This is a genomic window from Cohnella algarum, assembly GCF_016937515.1.
GTDB lineage: Bacteria > Bacillota > Bacilli > Paenibacillales > Paenibacillaceae > Cohnella > Cohnella algarum.
This window is the reverse complement of record NZ_JAFHKM010000002.1, coordinates 4,819,605-4,840,579: the sequence shown is the minus strand read 5'-3', so window position 1 is coordinate 4,840,579 and position 20,975 is coordinate 4,819,605. Positions and strand designations below refer to the sequence as shown.

Here is a 20,975-nt window from a genome sequence, read left to right as displayed (position 1 = left end):
GGCCCCCAATTTTTCATCGTCAAATCCTTTAATGAACTTCGACGCAGGGGCTGGAAATCCTTGTTAGTTGAACCGGTTGCTCGACTGTTCAATTAAACCCGCCGTTTACGCGAATGGTCTGTCCCGTTATCCAGCGCGCTTTGTCGCTGACCAGCAGCTCGATCGCGTTCGCGATATCCTCCGGTTCCCCCAGCCGTCCGAACGCATTCATTCGGCGGTACGAGTCGATCAACGCCTCCGATTTTCCGTTCAGGAACAGCTCGGTCGACACTTGACCCGGCGCGATGCAATTGATGGTGATATCCTTGGGACCGAATTCCTTCGCCAATTGACGGGTCAACTGCTCGACCGCGCCTTTCGTGGCGGCGTAGACGCTGTACGTCGGAAGCATCGCGCCCGATACGGAAGTCGAAAAATTGAGGATCGTGCCGCCTTCCGACATGCTCTTCATCGCTTGTTGGCAAGCGAAATAAGTCCCTTTCACATTGATCGCGAAATGCCGGTCGAACGTTTCCTCCGTCACGTCCGCGAGAGCCGCGCATTCCATGATGCCGGCATTGTTGACCAGAATGTCCAAACGTCCGAATCGCTCGAGCGTTTCCGAGAACAACGCTTCGACTTCGCTCACTTTGCTCACATCCGCGCGGATGGCCGTCGCGACGCCGCCGAATCGTTCGATGGTTTTTACCGTCTCACCCGCTTTTCCTTCATTCGAGGAATAATTGACGACGACCTTTGCGCCGGATTTCGCCAATTGGACGGCTGCCTGCCGCCCGATGCCCCGCGACGCTCCGGTGACGATAGCGACTTTTCCGTTTAAACTCATGTTTCTCTCTCCTTTGTTTTTTCGGCCGACCGGGTTCCCGGTTTTGTGCGGCTCTGTGCATTCATTATAGGGAATATAGACTTCAACCCGATAGAACATACCTGTTCAATCCTTGCCTAATTCTCTTCCGCAAGGCTAATATAGAAGCAAACTACACGCCTTTTCGGAAAGGATTTTGCAAACATGGACGAATCGCTGCGCATGGAACAAGCCCTGAGGCAATTGGGGCTCTTGATCCGCCGGCATGCTCCCTCGAGCGGGACGCATAAGACGGCGTTGCCTTCTTTGACGCTGATGCACGCCACGCGGACGTCGGAGCCTCTGGAATCCGTCTACAAACCTTCCATTTGCGTCGTGGCGCAAGGGGCCAAAACGGCCGCGCTGGCCGACGAAGCCTACCGATACGATCCGTCGACCTACCTGGTCACCTCCGTCGAATTGCCGATTTTCGGCAACATCGTCGAGGCGTCGCCGGAGATCCCCTATTTAAGCCTGAAGCTGAGCTTCGACGCCGACGTCATCCTGGACATCGTGAAAGAAATGAATCGCCCCGATCACGTTTCCCCGGAAATCGGCCGCGGCATCACCGTGAGCCGAACGTCTCCCGAATTGCTCGAAGCCATCGTGCGGCTCTTGCGGCTGCTCGACGCGCCCGAGGACGTTCCGGTGCTGTCCCCGCTCGTCGTCCGCGAAATTTTGTATCGCGTGCTTCAAGGCGAACAAGGCGCGCTATTCCGCCAATTCGCGGTCAAAGGCAGCCACGCGAACAGCATCGCGCAAGCGATCCGTTCGATCAACCGGCAATACGACCGTCCGCTCGCGATCGAGGAACTTGCAAGGTCCGTTAATATGAGCGTGTCGGCGTTCCATAAACATTTTAAGCGCGTCACGGCGATGAGCCCGTTGCAATACCAGAAAACGGTGCGCTTGCAAGAAGCCCGGCGCTTGCTGCTGACGGAATCGATGCAGGCTTCCGACGCGGCTTTCCGCGTAGGCTACGAGAGCCCGTCCCAATTCAGCCGGGAATATGCCCGCCTGTACGGAAGGCCGCCCATGCTGGATGTTCGGGAGCTTCGCGATTCGATCGCAGGCTCTTCTCTCGAAGGAATAAGATAGGGGGAAAAACGTACATGTATCGAGTGTTTATCGTGGAAGACGACGATCGAATCCGCGACATTTTGAAAGATAACATGTTGAAATACGGACTTGAGGCTGCTTGCGCCTCGCAATTTCGGGACATTTTGCCGGAATTCGAGGCTTGTTCCCCCATCTCGTGTTATTGGACATCAACCTGCCTTTTTTCGACGGGTACTACTGGTGCAGGCAAATTCGCAAGCGTTCGGGCGTTCCGATCATGTTCATTTCCGCGCGATCGGGAGAAATGGATCAGGTCATGGCGATCGAGCATGGCGGGGACGATTACATAACGAAACCGATCCAGTTGGATTTGATGATGGCCAAAGTAAAAGGCATTCTTCGAAGAGCTTACGGAGAGTATGCCGCCGCGGACGGCGCGAGTTCGTCGGAGGTAACGGTAAGGGATCTCCGGCTGCTGCTTGCGCGCCATGAATTCGTACGCGGCGAACGCAAAGCGCGCCTTACGAAAAACGAACGGCTGCTGGCGGAATGCTTCATGCGGCAGCACGGCCAGGTCGTCTCGCGCGAGCAGCTCCTGGAAGCGCTGTGGGACGACGTGCACTTCGTGGACGACAATACGCTGTCCGTCAACGTGACCAGGCTTCGCAGGAAGCTCGAGGAGCTCGGCTTGCCGAAGGCGATCGAAACGGTGCGCGGCGAAGGCTACCGGATGGATATCGGACAGGCTGGCGAAGGTGAACCGCGATGAACAGGCGAATGTTAGCGGCTTACTTGCTCGACCGCCTGCCTTTCGCGCTGGCCGCGTTCTGCATAATCGGACTCGGCGCGGGGTTCATGCTGCTGGAAAAAGCCCGCTATCCGGGCTTTACGGACAATGGAACGATCGCCTATTTCGCCGGACTCTCCTTCTTTGTCATCGGAGTCTGGCTTGTCTACGATTATCTCCGGCAGGCCGCCTACTACAGGCAAATCGGACAAGCCCTGGAACGGTCCGGCGAGCTGGAAGCCGGAGCGATCGTGCGCTCGCCGGCAACGAGGGAGCAGCGGGTTGCGGCCGCGTTATTGAAGGAGCAGCACCGCGCGTATGTGAACGAGCTCGGCGCCTATCGCCGCAAACAAGAGCTGCACCATCATTTCGCGCTGCAATGGGTGCATCACATGAAAACGCCGGTTTCGGTCGTCGACATGCTGGCGCAGGAAGCGCTGCGGCAGATGCCTGCCGAAAACGCCGTGTTCAGGAGATTTGCCGGGAGCGTAAAGGAAGAAGCCGAAAAAATGGCGGAAGGTCTCGAGCTGATGCTGCATACCGCACGCCTCGAAAAATTCGATCTCGATCTTCACCTGGAACAGACGCCCCTGCACGATGTCGTACGCGGCGTCATCAACAAGCATAAACGGCTTTTCATCCGCCATTCGATCTTTCCGAGCGTCGAAGGAGAAGCTTGGGCGGTGACCGACGGGAAGTGGCTGTCGTTCGTGCTGACCCAGCTCGTGACCAATGCGGTCAAATACAGCAAAGTCAAACCGGGTGCGAAAAAGCTCGTTTTTCGCTTGCAATCCGACGCCCGGGACGGGAGCAAGCTGAGCGTGACCGACGAAGGCATCGGAATCGCGTCCCACGATTTGCCGCGCATTTTCCATCCGTTTTTCACCGGAGAGAACGGCCGGGCTTCGGGCGATTCGACGGGAATGGGCCTTTATTTGGCCAAGCAGGTGTGCGACCGGTTAGGCCATGGGATCTTCGCGGTTTCGGATCCCGGCCGGGGAACGACGATTACCGTTTCGTTCGAGGCGGACGGCATTCACCTGCTCGGCGGCAGGTGACGATTTTGTAAGCTTTTTTGAAAGCTAAATCGATGGGTTCGAAGCGCTGCGGCGGTTTATACTTACGAACGTGAGGGGGGATCGAAGCGATGAGAGTGCTGAGCGCGCAAGGCTTGAGCAAAGTGTACAGCTCAAAAGGAAACGTGTCCTGCAGGGCGTTGGAGGACATCGACCTGGAAGTGGAAAACGGCGAATTCGTCGGTATTATGGGGCCGTCGGGGAGCGGAAAGACGACGCTGCTCAATTTGCTGGCCACGATCGACCGTCCGACCGCCGGCCGGGTGGAAATCGCCGGAGTCGATCCGGACAAGCTTGACGACAAGGAGCTCGCGCTGTTCCGAAGACGCAAGCTCGGCTTCGTGTTCCAGGATTTTAATTTGCTCGATACGTTGTCGATCAAGGACAATATCGTCCTTCCGCTCGTATTGGACGGAGTCGAGCCGAAGGAGATCGAACGGCGCCTCGAGCCGCTGGCGGAACGGCTGCGGATCGGTCCGTTCTTGAACAAACGGACGTACGAGGTGTCGGGCGGGCAGAAGCAGCGCGCGGCGATCGCGCGGGCGGTGATTCACGGGCCTTCCTTGATTTTGGCCGACGAACTGACCGGCAGTCTGGATTCCAAAGCGGCGAAGGACGTGATGGATGCCTTGAACGAATTGAACGAGGAATCGCGGGCCACCGTGTTGATGGTGACGCACGATCCGTTTTCGGCCAGCTATTGCCGACGAATCGTCTTCATCAAGGACGGCAGGCTGTTCTCGGAGCTGCGGCGCGGCGTCAACCGGCAAGCTTTTTTTCAACAAATTTTGGATGCGCTGAGCGTGCTGGGAGGAACTTTCGATGACGTTCCGCTCCCTCGCCTTTAACAACGTACTGGGGAAATGGCGCTCGTACGCCGCCTTTTTTCTGAGCAGCGTCTTCTCCGTCGCGATTTTTTATATGTATGCCGCCTTTTTGGCTCATCCCGATGTCGCAAGCGGCGAATGGCCGGCGGCGGCGAAGGTCCGGCAAGGAATGGAAATCGGAGAGTACGTGATTATCCTTTTCTCGTTTTTGTTCATGCTTTATTCGGGCTCGGCGTTCCTGCGGACCCGCCAAAAAGAGCTCGGACTCTTTTCCCTGTTCGGCATGACCCGCTCGCAGCTTCGGCGGCTGCTCGTCTATGAGAACGCGGTCATCGCCGTACTGTCGACGATCTCGGGCATCTTCCTCGGCATTTTGTTCAGCAAGCTGTTCTTTATGTCTCTTGCCGCCCTGCTCGGCATGGCCGATTCGATCGCATTTGCCGTTCCGCCGCTGGCGGTCGGGCTGACGGCCGGAGCCTTCTTCGTCCTGTTCTCGGCCATTACGGCATGGACGGCGCTGCGCGTCGGAAAAACGGAAATCGTCGACATGCTGCAAGCCTCGCGGCGCCCTAGGGACGAGCTCGTCTATTCGCCCCGTCTCGTTCCGCTCGCGATCGTTTGCTTGAGCTTGGCCTACGCCATGGCGTTCGCCCTTCGCCCGGCCAATCTCGATTTTCTCGTCCTCCCCATCCTTCTGACGGTTTTACTGGGCACGTATTTGGTTTTCACGCAGTGGACCCTGTGGCTGCTGAACGTCTTGCAAAATCGTCCGAACATCCGCTACCGCGGCACGAACCTGATCGTTCTCGCCAGGCTTGGCTATGCCGTCCGGGACAATGCGCGCATGCTGTTTATCGTGTCCGTCTTAAGCGCCGTCATTTTGACGGTTTCGAGCGCGTTTTACATGCTGGGCTATGCCGCGCCGGACGACGCATTCAAAGAAAGAGCCGCGCTCATGCGGTTTATCGGCCTGTTTATCGGTCTCCTCTTTTTTATCGCTTCCGGCAGCATGATCTATTTCCGGCTCTTCACCGAGCTGCCCGAGGATCGTGCGCAATTCCGGGCGCTGCGCAGAATCGGGATGACGAAGAACGAGCTTCGCAAAATCGTCGTAACGGAGACGGCTTTTCTTTTTTACGTTCCTTGCCTGGCCGGCATTGCCCACTCGCTGGTCGCGATGAAGGCGCTGGACCGGCTCCTGCAAACGTCCTACTGGGCGCATTCGTTCGTCGTGATCGGCATTTATTTGGCCTTGCAGACGCTGTATTTTATCGTAACCTGCCGCAATTATATGAAAAAAATAGTTCCCGGAGAAGGAGAACCTCATGAAAACACGGTTTAAATGGCTGAGCGTCTTCTTGCTTGCCGCGCTCATCGCGTCTCCGGTTTCGATCGCCCGGGCGGAATCGCCTCCGGAGACGATCGACGCCGCGAAGCTCGACGCTTTTATGGAATCCGCTTTGGACAAGCTTCATATTCCCGGCGCGGCGCTCGGGATCGTAAAAGGCGATCGCGCCGTATACGTAAAAGGCTACGGGACTTCCGGCCCCGAAGGAACCCCGGTCACTCCGCAAACCCCTTTCGTGCTCGGCTCGACAAGCAAATCGTTCACGGCGCTGGCCGTCATGCAGCTGGCCGAGGAAGGCAAGATCGATCTCGAAGCGCCGGTTCGGGACTATTTGCCGGATTTCCGGCTGGCGGACGAGGCAGCTTCCGAAGCGTTGCTCGTCAAGCACCTGCTCGAACAAACGAGCGGCCTTTCCACTTACGACGGCCGGCTCGGCATCGTAGAAGGCGACAAGTCCGTCGACGAGCATATTCGGGATCTGGCGAGCGTATCCCCTTCCATGCCCGTCGGATCGGGATTCCAATACTCCAACTTGAATTACAATATTTTGGGCGGAATCGTGCAAGCCGTTTCCGGAATGCCATTTGACCGGTATATAAACGAGCGCATTTTTCAACCTTTGGAAATGAACCGCAGCTACGCCTCGATCGACGACGCGACAGCCGATCGGCCTGCGGCCGGGCACCAGCCCGTATTCGGCTTCATGACCTCGACCCCGCAGCTTGCCCACGAAGGTACGGTCGCTTCCGGTTATTTGCTTTCCAGCGCGGAAGATATGACCCATTATTTGATCGCGCAAATGAACGAAGGCCGTTATCGCAACGCGTCCGTCCTGTCCGCGGAAGGCGTCGAACAGATGCACCGGCCTTCGGCCTCCATGGGTGGCGGCGCTTCCTATGCGATGGGCTGGGTCGTGAACGAAAACGTCGTTTTCCATGACGGGATGACGGAAAATACGTATTCCTTCATGGCCATGACCGAAGATTACGGCTTCATCCTGCTGATTAACGCCAACGATTTCCTTGTTCCGTACGACGGGATCGCGGCGGGAATCAACGGAATCCTGAACGGCCAAGAGCGTTCGGCATCCGCCCTGCCCAATTATGTCCTGACCTACGCCATCGCGGATTTTGCCGCGTTGCTTGTTCTCGCCTACATCGTCCGCTCCGCCTATCTCGTCTGGAAATGGAGAACCGGGTTCAAAGCGACGAAGCCGCGCATCGCGCTTCGATTCGTCAGCATCGCGCTGTTTCATCTGCTCGTTCCTTTGGCGATCCTGATGGTCGTGCCGAAACTGAATCAAGCGTCCTGGGAAGTGGCGTTTCTGTTTCTGCCCGGACTGGCGCACGTCTTCTTCTACGCTTCGATCCTGCTGCTGATTACGGGGCTGGCAAAAGCGATCGCGATCGTTCGCGCCGGGATTTTGCGGAAGCGGGCGGCTTAGCTTAAATTTTGCAAATAACGGCCTTCCCGGGCCGTTACTTGCTCGCACCTCGAGAATTTTTGTGAATAACGGCCTTCAGGGGCCGTTATTTGCTTGCATCGCGGAAAATATCGCCAATAACGGTCTCCCGCGACCGTTATTTCGGATGCCGGGTCTGTCCGGGGCTTCACCCAATAAATTCGTGTCTCCAACCAATTTTGTCCTGCGAATGAACAGCTCCGGGTCTGTCCGCTCGTTATCTTTTCGCCGCCGGGTCCAACTCCTTCATAATCGATTCGCCTTCGATATCGACATTTGGAAGAATGCGGTCCAGCCACTTCGGCAAATACCAGGCGGAGCGTCCCAAAAGCGCCATGATCGCGGGAACCAGCGTCATTCGAACGAGGAACGCGTCGATCAAGACGCCTACCGTGAGGGAGAAGCCCATTACTTTGATCATCGGATCCTCCACGAAAATAAAGCTGCCGAACACGAAAATCATAATGAGCCCGGCAGCCGTCACGACCCTGCCGCTCAATCCCATCCCGTCCACGACCGCGTTCTTCGCATTCCCTTTATGCGTGTATTCCTCGCGCATGCGGCTGACCAGAAACACCTCGTAGTCCATCGCAAGCCCGAAGAGCACGCCGGTCAACAGAATCGGAAGAAAGCAAAGAATAATGCCGGAGCTCGATACGTCGAAAATGTCCGCCAAATGGCCATCCTGGAAAATAAAGACGACCGCGCCCAGCGATGCGATAATGGAAAGGCCGAAGCCGAGGATCGCCTTGACGGGGACGAGAATCGACCGGAATACGAGCGTAAGCAAGATAAAGGCAAGGACGACGATGGCGGCTCCGAAGATCGGGAACGCTTCGTTCAAACGTTCGGAAATATCGATATTGATCGCGGTCGTTCCCGTGACCATCAGCTTGTCGTCCAGATCGCGAATGCTATGCACGAGCTGCTTCGTTTCCTTGTCGTTAGGGCCCGTCAACGGTATGACGCTCAGGAGGGCGAGATCGCCCGTTTGGTTAGGGATCGGCGGAGACACGACGGCTACGTTCGGAAGCTGCTTGATTTTATCGGCTTCCGCGGCGGCTTCCTGGAGAATATCTCCCGTTTCGCCTGCCTTCACGACGACGACCAGAGGGCCGTTAAAGCCGGGACCGAAGCCTTTGGACAACAGGTCGTAGCCTTTGCGCTCGGTAGACTCCAACGGTTTCGAACCGTTGTCGGGCAGCCCGAGTTCCATATGCCTGGCCGGAAGAGCGACGACAACGAGCAACAGAGTAATGATGACGATCACGGGAACGGGATAGCGGGCGGCGAATCGGCCCCATTTGTAGGCAAAAGACGTTTTGTCCGTTTTGCGGCCGGCGGCCGATTTCGGCGCCTTCGGCTTCAGCTTTTCGCCGGCCAGACCAAGCAGGCTCGGCAGCAGCGTCACGGCCACGATGACGGCGATCAGCACGGTAAACGCTCCGGCAAGCCCCATCACGGTCAGAAACGGAATGTTGACGATGGAAAGTCCGGCAAGCGCGATAATAACGGTTAGTCCCGCAAAAATAACCGCGCTGCCGGCGGTGGCGTTGGCAATGGCGATCGATTCCTTCACGTCCGTGCCATCGCCCAGCTGTTGCCGGTGTCTCGAAATAATGAACAAGGCGTAGTCGATGCCGACCGCGATCCCCAGCATCACGGCCAGAATGGTGCCCGTGGACGTAATCGAAAAGAAATTCGCGCTGTAGTACACGCTCATAATGCCGATGCCTACGCCTACGATGGCCGTAACGATGGGAAACCCGGCTGCAAGGAAGGATTTGAACGTGATAATCAACACGATAAAGGCGAACGCGATGCCGATGATTTCGGAAATTCCCAGAATCTCCAACTCGGACATGGCCACGTCTCCTCCGAGCTCCGTCTGGACGCCTGCCGCCCGGGTCGATTCGATCGTTTCCAGCACATGCTCTTTGGAATCCTCGCTTACATCCGATGCGGGAACATTGTAGATGATATCCGCGTAGCCGATGCTTTTATCCGGACTCAGGGTTCCGGTTTCGAAGGGATCGCTTGCGTTCAGGACAGCTGGATCCTTCCGGAGTTCATCGAGCATGTCCCGGATTGTCAGCTGGTTGTCAGGCTCATCCAACGTTCCGTTTTCGGCGGCGAAGATGAGTCGAATCGTTCCTCCCGTCGCCTGAGGGAATTGTTCGTTCAGTAAATCCAGCGCCTCCTGCGCTTTCGTTCCCGGAATGGACATGTCGTTGCTAATGGGACCTTGCAGCGCGGTTCCGAGCGCAACCGTTCCTCCTAACGCCAATACCCAAATGAGAATAACGGCCAAGGGAAATCGTACGCACCATTTTCCGATTTTGTACAAAAATTTTGCCATGATGATTCCTACTCTCGTATTGAAATTATTCGTTTTTCATTCGTAAACAGCTGTTCATTTTTTGCGCACACTAAGGACGGCGACTACGTTTTGTTTTTTTCCCTTAATCCGGCGCCGAATACGGCCGCCAATTCCAGTATGGCGTATCGAATCTGCTCTCTTTCCTTTACAATCTGCAGCGTTAGGCAAACCCCCTCCGTCAAAGTTGCGGCTAATATGGCAACGGCCGTTTTTTCTTTGGGGCCGATGTCCCCTTGCTTGTAAAACATGACATTTTCGAAAATTTGGTTGATAATTTCGGTCAACTCTTGCTTGGCGTGCTCGAAGGCGGAGCCTTGGCTTAGCGTAAGAAGAATTTTGGCCTCCTTGCTTGATTCCTCCAGAAAAGTGATCAGGCGGTTCAAGGTGGAGTTTACGAGCTCCATTTGCTCGGGAACCCCTATAAGTTCGGAAAGATTTGCCTCGACTTCGGCTTTGATCGCCAGGAGCAAATTCATGAATTGAAGATATATAGGCCGAATGAGCGCTTGAAATAAATCCTCTTTCCCCTTGTAATAGCGATATATATTGCCCGCTGTCACGCCTGCCTCCGCCGCAATTCGCCGCATGGAGGACTTGGCGTAACCGAACCGTTCGAATTCGTTCAATGCCGCGGACAAAATCCTGTTGTCGATCTCTTCTTTTAACGTTTGCATTAATGAACACCCGTTTACTATTGGTATGATTCAATATTATAATCGCACTTTGACCCGATTGGCAAATGAAATAAGAACATGCCTCTCGAGAGAAAGGACGATTTACGATTCGGGTCGGTCATGATCGGGTTTCCGTGAGGCCGCGTTCGCTCGATCCAGGATCTCCCGGATGATCGGGGTTTTGGCGTCCGCGTAGTGCTGCCCATGCCGCCACACGCGTTGAGCCAAGGCGCGCTTGGCGCTCCGCATCTTTGCGAATCGCGTCCGAGCCTTTCGGGAAGCCCTTTATTTTACCATTTCTCGCATTATCGTTCAATGGGCGTCCCATTACGAAAATGCCGACGTTTGACACGGCGTTAAAGATTGTCCGTTATTCTGTTCATAAGACGCAACCAATAGGGATTCGAAAAAGGAGAGTGCCTCCGTGCGCGACAGGCTTGAATGGCGGGAACTTGCGCTCCGCCACGCCCCGGAGCTGTTTTTGGACCGGAACGAACCGTTTCGTCCGGTACGGGTGGGCGTATCGCTGATGAAAAAAACGGGGCCCTCCCCGTCGTTCGACCGCACCGTCGAGGTGGACGGCCGTCGGGTTGGCGCCGTCATCGAGTATGCCGTTTACTGGGATTACGACATCGAGCATCTGTACGATCTGGAACACGTTTGGGTGTACCTGTCTCCGGATGGCGACGTCTTCGATTGCGAAGCGAGCTTTCACGGCTCTTACGTGAAGGGAATCGCGCCGGGCGGGGGCAACATGGACGAAAGCGGCCGAATCCGCCTGTTCGTGCAGCCCGGCAAGCACGCCTTTGCGCCGGTTCGAGAGGCGTTCGAGCATCTGCCGAACCTGCATGCGGCGACCGGTCCGCATGCGGGCAGGGGCGGCGTCTTGGAGCCCGGCATGTTCAAGGGCGCCTTCAAAACGTCGTCGTCCGACGACGAGCTCGCCGTGGCCCATCTGCGAACGTTCCGGTTCGACATCGCCGGAGTGTATGAGCCTTATGAATGGGACCCTGCGATGTTTGTTGCCTGGGACGAGCTCAAGGCGGAAATTCCGGCTCGCATGACCGCCCTGCTCCAGGAGCTTCGCGAAACGGCCGAAGCGTGAGTGCGGCTTCGTCGGCCGCAAAATCCGCAGCCGCGAAAAAACGGAGCAAGTGACGCCGGTAAGGCCGCCGCTGCTCCGTTTTTCGTCGTCAATCATTTTTAGGGATACAGCTTAACCTCAGCTGCCTTTTTCGGGAACCCTTTCCCCACGGAACTAGCCGTTGTAAGGATTTCGCGTATAAACGGTGCTGAACGACCCCCGGTTGCCGAAATAGATGGAGATGAGTTCCGCCGGATCGGTCGCCATTTCGCCGCCCGTCAGCAGGCTGCTGTCGTTCTGGTCGCCCCAGCCCCAAGGCGCATTGGCGCCGCCCGTTCCGTTGTTGCCGTTGAACGAGCCCCAGCTCGAGAAGGTTAACGGATCGTTCCGATGATCCCACAGGCCGTTCGGTTCGAATATGTTCACCAGCTTGTACTTCACGTCGCGATCGTTGCCGCCTTCCGGCACCTCGGCCGTATCCTTGCTCGGATAATAATAGACGACATCGGTATTCGCATAGCTCGTCCCGTCCCATGCCTTGATGCCGTGCGCCTTCGCTTCCTGGAACGTCACCGGGCGATCGAAGCCGCCGTAGTTCTGGAAGCGGACCGTGCCGTCGATCGTCTCTTCGCCGTTCGTATACGCGCTGTCAGCCGGCTTGAACGAGTAGAAATCCTTATGGAACGTCGTGACCATCGCTTCCAGCTTGCCGTATTCGGTGCCGTCCTTGCGAACGACGGACACCAGCCCTTCCATATCGTTCTCATGCTCGTCCAATCCGAAAAACGGGAAGTCCGTCCAGTCCCGCGGGTGGTAAAACGCGTAAAGAATGTACCAGTGCGTGGACGTTTCGACGATCGAGTAATACGCGGTTCCTTTCAGGCGGTTCACGTCCGTCGCCTGGTTTTCCCAATTGTTCGAGGCGTTCCAGTCGCCGTCGAAATCGACAGCGGTCAAAAAGTCCGCGTCGTAATCGGTGCTGTCCGTATCCTGGATATGAACCGGCGCCCACCGGTAGGCCAGATCGAGGTCGCTTGCCGCGCCCGCCTTGTTTTCCGGAAAAACCGCGCCTGTAAATGCCAGTACCGCCGCCATCGCAAGCCCTGCGGCCCGTTTCCGCAAATTCCGTCCTTTTTTCATCGTTTCACTCCTCTTCTCGTTATCCTTTCCCGCGTCCTTCCGAACTTCCGCGTCCTTTCCCGCCGGCTTCTCTCCCCTCTCGAATCCCTTCTCGAACCGCCGATTCGGCCGTTACCGGCAGCGGGACGGGACCGCCGATTCGGCCGCATCACCTCCTTTGACGATCGATTTGCATCAAACGGCCCTCGACGGCCTCGTTCAATCGCTCGACGAGCTCCAGCAGCTCGAGCGGCTCATGGATGACGTAATCCGGACGCTCGCTTTCGTCGGCGGGCACGTGCGGATAACGCGGGGTCCAAGCGAGAAAAACCGAGGCGATGCCGAACGCCCGGGCGCCTTTGACGTCCCGGCTCAGGTTGTTGCCGACCATGACGATCCGGCCGTAGTCGGCCTCTCCGAGATCGAGCGCCCCGACGGCCGCCTTGAACATGCGGCGGTCGGGCTTGGTCGCCTTGATCGTCTCCGAGTAGATCATCGCGTCGAAATAATCGTAAATGCCGTTCTGCGTCAACGTATTTTTGAACGACTGAGCCGCCCCGTCCGCCACCAGCGCGAGCGTATAGCCTCTTTCGTAGAGCGTTCGGACCGTCTCCTTCGCTCCCGGAATCAGGTCCGCCCGCAGCACGATGCCGTTCTCGTCCTTCACTTCGCTGCCTTCGTCCACCAGCGTATCGCCGCAATCCAGAAACACGACGAGAGCCTTTTTCTCCCTCATTCCGCCGCCTCCTTTTTCGTTCCGATCGCGCCCGGAAGCGCAAGCTCCCCTGCATAATGACAAGCCGCTAAACGCTCCGGCATGATCTCCCGAAACGGCGGCGCCTCCCGCTCGCACCGTTCGGTCCGGAACGGACAGCGCGGGTGAAACGCGCAGCCGGAAGGCGGATCGGCCGGATTCGGCACCTCGCCTTCAAGCAGCAGCCGCTCGCGCGCAAGCTCCGGATCCGGCAGGGGCACCGCGGACAGGAGCGACTGCGTATACGGGTGCAGCGGACGCGCAAACAGCTCGTTTTTCGGCGCCAGCTCGACGATCCGGCCCAAATACATGACGGCCACCCGGTCGGACAAATGCTCCACGACGGACAGGTCGTGCGAAATGAATAAATAGGTCATGTTCAACTGTTCCCGCAAATCCTTCAGCAGATTGATGATTTGCGCCTGAATCGAAACGTCCAGCGCGGATACCGCCTCGTCGCAAACGACCAGCTTCGGCTCGGTGACGAGCGCCCGGGCGATGCCGATCCGCTGCCGCTGGCCGCCGGAAAAGGCATGCGGGTACCGGCGCAAATATTGCGGATCGAGCCCGGTTTTCGCGGCGATCGCGGCCACGCGCTCCTCCAGCTCCCGGCGCCCCAGCCGGGCATTCGCCCGCAGCGGCTCGCTGATGATGTCGAAGACGGTCATCCGGGGATTGAGCGAGGAATACGGATCCTGAAAAATGAGCTGGAGCTCTTTGCGCAGCCGCTTGTACGTGCGCTTGTCCGCCGATAAAAAATCGACCGTCTCCCCTTCTTCCGGCGTGTACAGCACCCGGCCGGAGCTCGCTTCGAGCCCGCGGACGATGCAGCGTCCGAGCGTCGTCTTGCCGCAGCCCGATTCCCCGACGAGGCTGAACACTTCGCCCCGCCGGACCTCGAACGTAACGTCCGCCACCGCCCGAATCGGCGCATTTTTGCGCTTTCCCGGGTAAAGCTTCGTCAATCCTTCCACCTGAAGCAGCGTTTCAGCCATCCGATTCCATCTCCTTTGCCTCGCCGCCGGGGATGCGGCGCGCTTCGCCTTCCGAGCTCGCTTCGGCCGCCTCCGCCCCTCCGTATAGAAAGCAGCGGACCCGGTGCCGGTCGCCCGCGAGCGTTTCCGGGACGTTATGCCGGTTGCAAAGCCCCTCGATCCGGTCCGGGCAGCGCTCGTAAAACCCGCACATCGGGGGGCGTCCGAGCGGCAGCGGCACCGTGCCTTCGATCGAGGCCAGCCGGCTCTCCCCGCCGCCGATCCTCGGAATCGAACGCAGCAGCCCCTTCGTGTACGGATGCTTCGGATCGCGGAACAGCTCGCGCACGGGCGCTCTCTCGACGATGCGTCCCAAGTACATGACCGCTACTTCGTCGGCGGTTTCCGCGACCACGCCAAGATCGTGCGTAATGAACAGGATCGCCATGCCCATTTCCCGCTGCAGCTGCTTCATCAGCTCGAGCACCTGCGCCTGAATCGTGACGTCGAGCGCCGTCGTCGGTTCGTCCGCGACGAGCAGCGCGGGCCGGCACGACAGCGCCATGGCGATCATGGCGCGCTGCCGCATGCCGCCGGAAAATTCATGCGGATATTGGCGAAACCGCTGCTCGGGCACGGAGATGCCGACGCGCCGCATCATGTCGAGCGCGATTTCCTTCGCTTCCTTGCGGCTGCGGGTACGGTGCAGCAGCACGTTCTCCATGATTTGATCCCCGACTGTATGCAGGGGCGAAAGCGCCGTCATCGGCTCCTGGAAAATCATCGACACCGTGCCGCCGCGCACGGCGCGCATTTCCTTGCCGTTCGGCTTCAGTTTCAGCAGATCGAAGCGGCCGGACGCGCCCGTTTCGCCTTCCGGCGCAAGCCAGATTTCTCCCTCCGTCTCGGCGTGCTTCGGAAACAGCGCCAGCAGCGCTTTGCCCGTCACGCTTTTGCCGCAGCCCGACTCGCCGACGAGCGCAAGCGTTCGCCCGCGGGGGATCGCAAGGTCGATCCCGTTCACCGCCTGCACGATGCCCGCCTCCGTCCGGAAGCCGACGCGCAGCCCCTTCACCTCGGCGGCCGGCAGGTCCGCACCGGGGGCCGCTCCTTCTTTCGTTACGCCGGCAGCTGCCGGTCTCGCCCGCGCCATTTGCGCCACCTCTTTTCCTTCGCTTTCCTGCCGCTTTCGTGGCTGTACGGATCCGCCGCATCGCGAAGCCCGTCCCGAGAAAATTGAACGCCAACACCGTTACGATGACGAAGAGCACCGGAATCAGCTTCCAAGGATACAGCGCGACGTTTTCGATCTGCTGGGCTTCTTGCATCAGCACGCCCCAGCTCGTGGCGGGCGAACGGATGCCGAGCCCGAGAAAGCTCATCGCCGTCTCCCCGATGATCATGCCGGGAATGGCCAGCGTCGCCGCGACGACGAGATAGCTGATGAATCCGGGAACCAGATGGACGAAAATGATCTTCAGATCGCCGACGCCCGCGATTTTTGCCGCCGTGACGTAATCCTCGTTTCGCAGCGCGATGAATTTGCTGCGGACGACGCGGGCGAGTCCGGTCCATTCGATGAACGCCATGATGATCGTGATGTACACGAACATTTCGACCACCCCGACCCGGGGCGGAATCGCCGCGGCTAGCGCCATCCAGAGCGGCAGCGTCGGAAACGACCGGACGATGTCAATGAAGCGTTGAATGACCGAATCCGTGCGTCCGCCCGCGTAGCCCGATATGCCGCCGATCAGCAGGCCGAGCACGAAGCTGATCGCAACGCCGACCAGCGGCACGGTCAGCGATACCTGGCTTCCGAGGACGACGCGGGAGAACAAATCGCGCCCCATGCCGTCGGTGCCGAACAGAAACAGCCGGCCGGGCTCGTCGACTCCGAACAGGTGCACGTTCGTTTCGAACAGCCCGAGAAAGGAATAGCTTTCGCCGCGAACGAACAGCTTGATCGGGTACGTTTGCGACGGATCCTCGACGAACCGCTTGCGCAGCGTTTCCGGATCGCGCTCGGACTTCAAGCCGTAGACGAACGGCTGGAGATGAAACTTTCCTTCGGCATCGACGAACCGGATTTTCGTCGGCGCGCTGTTCATGTACTCGCTGCTGTAGCTCTCGAGCCCCTGCGGCGCGATGAAGTTGCCCAGCAGCGCCATCAGATAGAGCGCGGCCAGCACGATCAGGCTGATCCGGGCTAGCCGGTGCCGTTTCAGCTCGCGGTACATCAGGCGCCAATGAGAGGCCGCCCGCTCCGGCTTCGCCGGCCTTTCTCCGCGCAGGAAGCGGCGGCGCGGCGCCGTTTTCGTCTCGACGCTCATGCCCCGGCCCCTTCCGCTCGAGCCGGATCCTTGGATCAAGCCACGCCAGCAAAATATCCGAAACGAGCGTCCCGATCAGCGTAAAGACAGCCATCAACAGCAGCCAGCTGCCGGCCAGATACATGTCCTGGCTGAGCAGCGCCTTGTGCATGACCGGCCCCTGGGTAGGGAGATTCAGGACGATCGCGGTAATGGTCGAGCCGGTGAAAATCGTCGTCAGCGACCAGCCGAGCGTGCTGACGATCGGATTGATCGCGGCCCGCGCCGCGTATTTGAGCAGAATGCGCCGTTCCGGCAGCCCTTTGGCCCGAGCCGTCGCGATGTGGGGCTTCGACATCTCGTCGAGCATTTGGCCGCGCATGACGCGGATCAGCTCGCATGTATTGGAAGTTCCGATGACGATAACCGGAATGATCATGTGCTGAAACAGATCGGCCCACTTGGCGGCCGTCCACGGAGCGTCCGCGAATTCCGGCGAAAACAGGCCGAGCATCGGATCGCCCCACCACTTGAACGACAGGAACATCAGAATGATCGCAAACAGGAAGTTGGGCATCGCCATGCCGAGAAAGCCGATGCCGGTCGCCAAATAATCGAAAAAGGAATAGGGCTTCACCGCGCTCAAAATCCCGATCGGGATCGCGACGATGTACGTAAACAGCATCGACAGTACCGACACCAGCACCGTAATGCCCATGTACTGGCCGATGATGTCCGATACCGGACGATTGTAGCTGAGAGAATACCCGAAATCGCCTTCCGTGACGATCCCCCAAATCCATGTCCAATACTGCTCGTACCACGGCCGGTCCAGGCCGTACGACTCGCGGAGCAGCGCGAGCGCCCGCTCGTCCATGATTTCGCCGCTGGTCGCCATTTTGGCGGCGTAGCCGCTGACGAAGTCGCCCGGCGGCAGCTGGATGATGAAGAAAACGATCATGGACACGACGAACACGACGGGAACCATGACCAGCGTTCGGCGTGAAATGTAGCGAAGCATCGGGCCGATAACTCCTTCCGGAATTTCAATAAAAAGCCAGGGGGCGTTCGGTTCCGTTCTATCGGCTCCTTCGTCCCCCTGGCATTCGTCGTTGGTCAAGGTCCGGCTAACTCGGCCTCGGGATTACGACTCCAGGAAGAACTGAGCCGGATGCGCGTGTCCGAGTCCGCGGAATTCGTCCGAGCTGACGAGCGTCGGCACGTTCCGCAAATTGTTTTTCGCCACGACGAGCACCGGCGTCGGTCCCGTGTAGCCGATGACCCATTGGTTTTTCTGATGCAGCTTGACGATTTCGTCGGTCCACTTTTGCACTTCTTCTTTCGTCTTCGCGGCCTTTACCTTGTCCCAATGCTCGAGAATCTTGGCGATATCGCCTTCCGGCTTGACGCCTTCCTTCCCTTGCGAGGAGGTGTACAGCCCGTAGTGTCCGAACCACGGCGTGATGACGCGCAGCGGCACGAGCTCGTCCGGACGGAACGCCACGTTGACGATGCTTACCGTTTTGACGGCCACCGGGATTTTGTTGGCGTACTTCAGGTCGAAATACGAGCCCTGATCGACGATTTTCACGTCCGTTCTCAGGCCGATCGCCTCGTAATACTTGCGGATCAACTCGATAAATTTCTCGTTGTCAGCCGTATCTTCCTGATAAATCGTCAGCGTAAGCGCGGAACCGTCCGCAAACGTCCGATACTTGTTGGCGGAATCCCACTTCAGGCCGATTTCGTCTAGAAGCCGGGCGGCGCGCGCCGTGTCGTACTCCACCCACTGCTGCGCCCAGCCTTCCTGATAATTCGGCAGGCCTTCCGGCACCGAAGCCTGTCTCGGCTCGCCGAGTCCGTTCGTGATGATCTCCGACACTTCCGTGCGGTCGACCGCGACCGACAGCGCTTCGCGGAACCGGATGTCCTGGAACAGCTCGCGCAGCTTCGGATCCTCCGTCGTCTGGTTCAGCTGCACGCCCGTGCTGGACCAATTCGGCGTTGTCCACGGAATGACGCGGTAGCCGCCTTTTTGCTCGTTTTCTTTCAGCACCGTGAAGTCGGTAAAATCGAACGTCGTGATTTCGACGTTTCCGGCCATCGTTTCGAGCAGTTTATGGCTCTTGTCCTGCATTTTCGTCAACACGATGCGATCGATGTACGGCAGCTGGTTGCCTTCGGCGTCCGTCTTGAAATAATAAGGATTGCGCTCCATGATGAAGCGGTCGCTGTTCATGTCGTTTTTGGCGACCCAGGCGCGCAGCGTCGGGCGCTGCGAGTACAGCCAGTAGTAATAGCCCGTCCATACGCCGAAGTTTTTCAGGTCCTCGAAGCCGTATTCCTTCGCCTTCGCAAGCGCCGCCTGCTCGCCGATAAATTCCGGCAAAATCGTTTTGTAATAGTGGGCCGGCGCGAAAAACCATTTGTTGTCGATGGCCAGCCGCTCCAGGAACATGACGTTCGGGTGCTTGAACGTAACCTTGACCGTGTAATCGTCCACCTTGGTTACGTCCGCGCGCGCTTTTTCCCCGGTGACGGGGTCGACGGAATAATAGCAGTCGTAAAGCGCTTTGCCGAACGTTTCGGGAAGGAGCATATGCTCCCAGTAAAAGATCACGTCGTCGGCCGTGAACGGCACGCCGTCCGACCATTTCATCCCTTTGCGCAGGTAGATGAGATACTCCGTCGAGTCCGCGTTGACATCGTAGCCTTTGGCGACGTTCGGCTCGACGCCGGTCCCCTCCTTGTTGAAGCGGAACAGGGCCTCTTCCGTCGGCAGGCCGATCGACCATTTGTCGTCCGGTCCGTTCCAGGGGAAATTCCATTCGCCGCCGTACTGTCCGATTTTTTCGACGACCGGCTCCACCATAATGTCTTCCTTGGCCGGCAGCCGCTCGGCGACGTTCGCCAGCGTCCCCGCTTTCACCAGCTCCGCCAGCATCGGCGCTTCCTTGTAGTCTCCGGAGCCGGACGCTTGTCCGCTGCTCGAAGTCGGCGTCTGGGACGCCGCCGTTTCCGTTGCCGGCGCCTGCGTCCCGCTACCGTTCGTTGCCGTTTCGTTGCCCCCCGTGCACGCCGCAAGCAAAGCGATGACGAGCACCATGACCATACATCCGTAAGCCGACTTGAACCGCAAAGAAATCTCCCTCCGCTCTTTTAATGAAAACACTTCTATTTTCACGTCGGCTCGCTTCGTTTCATGAATCCGACGGGAAAATCGACCGAACCGGACCGCAGGAGGCCCGCTCTACGAGCTTGCTTTGGATGATCACTTGCTTGACGAGCTTTTCCTTGGCCTTCAGCTGTTCGATCAGCAGCTTGGCCGCCTCCTGCCCGAGCGTCTCGCCGTTCAATTCGATGCACGTCAGGGGCGGATTGAACTCGTTCGGATAGACGGTATCGTTGTTGAAGGCGATAACCGACACGTCGCGGGGGACCGCCAACCCCAGTTCGGACAATGCGCGGTACACGCCCAACGCGATCTGGTCCGTATCGGCGATGACGGCCGTAATCCGGGCAAAGCGCCGCAGGAATTTTACAGCCGTTTCGTAACCGTACTCGATCGAGCTGACCGCTTCGTCCCGAAAGACGGAAAATCGTTCGTCCGGCGCAAGCCCGCGCTTCTGAAAAGCCGCCTCGTAGCCGGCCCTGCGGTCCTGGCTGACAGTGTGCTGCTTGACCGCATTGATGAGCAAAATATTGCGGTGTCCCAGTTCGAGCAAATGGGCCGTCGCCGCTTCTGCCGCCATGACGTTGTCGTTGTTCACATAGGACAGGTTCGATTCGAATTTTTTCGGCGGCTTGCCGATGATCGTCATGATCCGCCCGCTTGCCGCGCGCTCTTCAATGCGCTTGTCCGACGTCGACGGGTCGAGAATGATCTCCCCGTCCGCCGGGTCGGAGGTCATCTGCGTCACCTGGTTTCGGAACTCGTCGGGCAGCGTGTCGATCAGCAGTCGATAGCCCTGCCGATTGCACTCTTTCAATACGCCGTTAAAAAACGAGAGATTGTACTGGTTGAATTTCACCTTCCGGCCGTCCATCACCAGCCCGATGATCCGCGTTTCCTTCGTGACCATGCTTCTTGCGAAATAGTTCGGCCGGTAATTGAGCTCCCTGGCCGAATTCAGCACGCGCTCTCGCACGGCTTCGCTGATCGCTCGCTTGCCGCTGAACACGTTCGACACCGTGCTTTTAGAAACGCCTGCCACCTTTGCCACATCGTTCATATTAGGCATACTCTTTCCTCCGCTTCCCAATATGGATATTAAA

General features: G+C 58.2%; 15 protein-coding genes and 3 pseudogenes. 7 read left to right on the top strand and 11 right to left on the bottom strand.

The features are described from left to right. Positions 1-88: 88 nt before the first annotated feature. Positions 89-826: an SDR family oxidoreductase gene (locus JW799_RS21805; RefSeq protein ID WP_205431687.1), complete on the bottom strand. Its 738-nt coding sequence runs from the start codon at positions 824-826 to the stop codon at positions 89-91. Positions 827-1,009: 183 nt separating this feature from the next. Between JW799_RS21805 and JW799_RS21800 the strand changes: the two genes are divergently transcribed. The 6 genes and pseudogenes from JW799_RS21800 to JW799_RS21775 all read left to right on the top strand — a co-directional run bounded on the left by JW799_RS21800 (position 1,010) and on the right by JW799_RS21775 (position 7,385). Further along, the gene (locus tag JW799_RS21800) at positions 1,010-1,942 is read left to right on the top strand and encodes an AraC family transcriptional regulator (protein WP_205431686.1); all 933 of its coding nucleotides are present in this window, start codon (positions 1,010-1,012) and stop codon (positions 1,940-1,942) included. A 14-nt stretch (positions 1,943-1,956) separates the two neighbouring features. After that, positions 1,957-2,672 (top strand): annotated as a pseudogene (locus tag JW799_RS21795) (winged helix-turn-helix domain-containing protein). Next, positions 2,669-3,748 carry a sensor histidine kinase gene (locus JW799_RS21790; RefSeq protein WP_205431685.1) on the top strand — a complete coding sequence of 360 codons (1,080 nt, stop codon included), beginning with the start codon at positions 2,669-2,671 and terminating at the stop codon, positions 3,746-3,748. The pseudogene JW799_RS21795 and the gene JW799_RS21790 overlap by 4 nt, the downstream one beginning before the upstream one ends. 89 nt (positions 3,749-3,837) lie before the next feature. Continuing rightward, on the top strand, positions 3,838-4,614 hold the full coding sequence (locus tag JW799_RS21785; RefSeq protein WP_205431684.1) for an ABC transporter ATP-binding protein: 777 nt from the start codon (positions 3,838-3,840) through the stop codon (positions 4,612-4,614). Further along, complete coding sequence (locus JW799_RS21780) at positions 4,589-5,935, top strand: ABC transporter permease (protein ID WP_205431683.1); 1,347 nt, start codon at positions 4,589-4,591, stop codon at positions 5,933-5,935. The genes JW799_RS21785 and JW799_RS21780 overlap by 26 nt, the downstream gene beginning before the upstream one ends. Further along, on the top strand, positions 5,919-7,385 hold the full coding sequence (locus JW799_RS21775) for a serine hydrolase domain-containing protein (protein ID WP_205431681.1): 1,467 nt from the start codon (positions 5,919-5,921) through the stop codon (positions 7,383-7,385). The genes JW799_RS21780 and JW799_RS21775 overlap by 17 nt, the downstream gene beginning before the upstream one ends. A 235-nt stretch (positions 7,386-7,620) precedes the next feature. Here the strand turns inward: JW799_RS21775 and JW799_RS21770 are convergent, their stop codons facing one another. Next, positions 7,621-9,762, bottom strand: a complete 2,142-nt coding sequence (locus tag JW799_RS21770; protein ID WP_205431679.1) for an MMPL family transporter — start codon at positions 9,760-9,762, stop codon at positions 7,621-7,623. Positions 9,763-9,845: 83 nt separating this feature from the next. Further along, complete coding sequence (locus JW799_RS21765; protein ID WP_205431678.1) at positions 9,846-10,457, bottom strand: TetR/AcrR family transcriptional regulator; 612 nt, start codon at positions 10,455-10,457, stop codon at positions 9,846-9,848. Positions 10,458-10,881: 424 nt separating this feature from the next. Between JW799_RS21765 and JW799_RS21760 the strand changes: the two genes are divergently transcribed. Then, positions 10,882-11,562, top strand: a complete 681-nt coding sequence (locus tag JW799_RS21760) for a hypothetical protein (RefSeq protein WP_205431677.1) — start codon at positions 10,882-10,884, stop codon at positions 11,560-11,562. Positions 11,563-11,715: 153 nt separating this feature from the next. On the opposite strand, the gene JW799_RS21755 is transcribed toward JW799_RS21760, so the two are convergent. From JW799_RS21755 to JW799_RS21720, 8 genes and pseudogenes are all read right to left on the bottom strand, one after another. Continuing rightward, the gene (locus JW799_RS21755) at positions 11,716-12,681 is read right to left on the bottom strand and encodes an NPP1 family protein (RefSeq protein WP_205431676.1); all 966 of its coding nucleotides are present in this window, start codon (positions 12,679-12,681) and stop codon (positions 11,716-11,718) included. A gap of 148 nt (positions 12,682-12,829) precedes the next feature. Next, positions 12,830-13,396: an HAD family hydrolase gene (locus tag JW799_RS21750; protein ID WP_205431675.1), complete on the bottom strand. Its 567-nt coding sequence runs from the start codon at positions 13,394-13,396 to the stop codon at positions 12,830-12,832. Continuing rightward, positions 13,393-14,409: an ABC transporter ATP-binding protein gene (locus JW799_RS21745; protein WP_205431674.1), complete on the bottom strand. Its 1,017-nt coding sequence runs from the start codon at positions 14,407-14,409 to the stop codon at positions 13,393-13,395. Before JW799_RS21745 ends, JW799_RS21750 begins: the two co-directional genes overlap by 4 nt. Then, positions 14,402-15,541, bottom strand: coding sequence for an ABC transporter ATP-binding protein (locus JW799_RS21740; protein ID WP_205431673.1), 1,140 nt, complete (start codon positions 15,539-15,541; stop codon positions 14,402-14,404). Before JW799_RS21740 ends, JW799_RS21745 begins: the two co-directional genes overlap by 8 nt. A gap of 124 nt (positions 15,542-15,665) precedes the next feature. Then, positions 15,666-16,628 (bottom strand): annotated as a pseudogene (locus tag JW799_RS21735) (ABC transporter permease); the annotation flags it as partial. A 127-nt stretch (positions 16,629-16,755) separates the two neighbouring features. Further along, a pseudogene (locus tag JW799_RS21730) lies at positions 16,756-17,721 on the bottom strand (ABC transporter permease); the annotation flags it as partial. A 123-nt stretch (positions 17,722-17,844) separates the two neighbouring features. Further along, complete coding sequence (locus JW799_RS21725; RefSeq protein WP_240353371.1) at positions 17,845-19,839, bottom strand: ABC transporter substrate-binding protein; 1,995 nt, start codon at positions 19,837-19,839, stop codon at positions 17,845-17,847. Positions 19,840-19,900: 61 nt separating this feature from the next. Next, positions 19,901-20,941, bottom strand: coding sequence for a LacI family DNA-binding transcriptional regulator (locus JW799_RS21720; RefSeq protein ID WP_080839409.1), 1,041 nt, complete (start codon positions 20,939-20,941; stop codon positions 19,901-19,903). Positions 20,942-20,975: the final 34 nt, after the last annotated feature.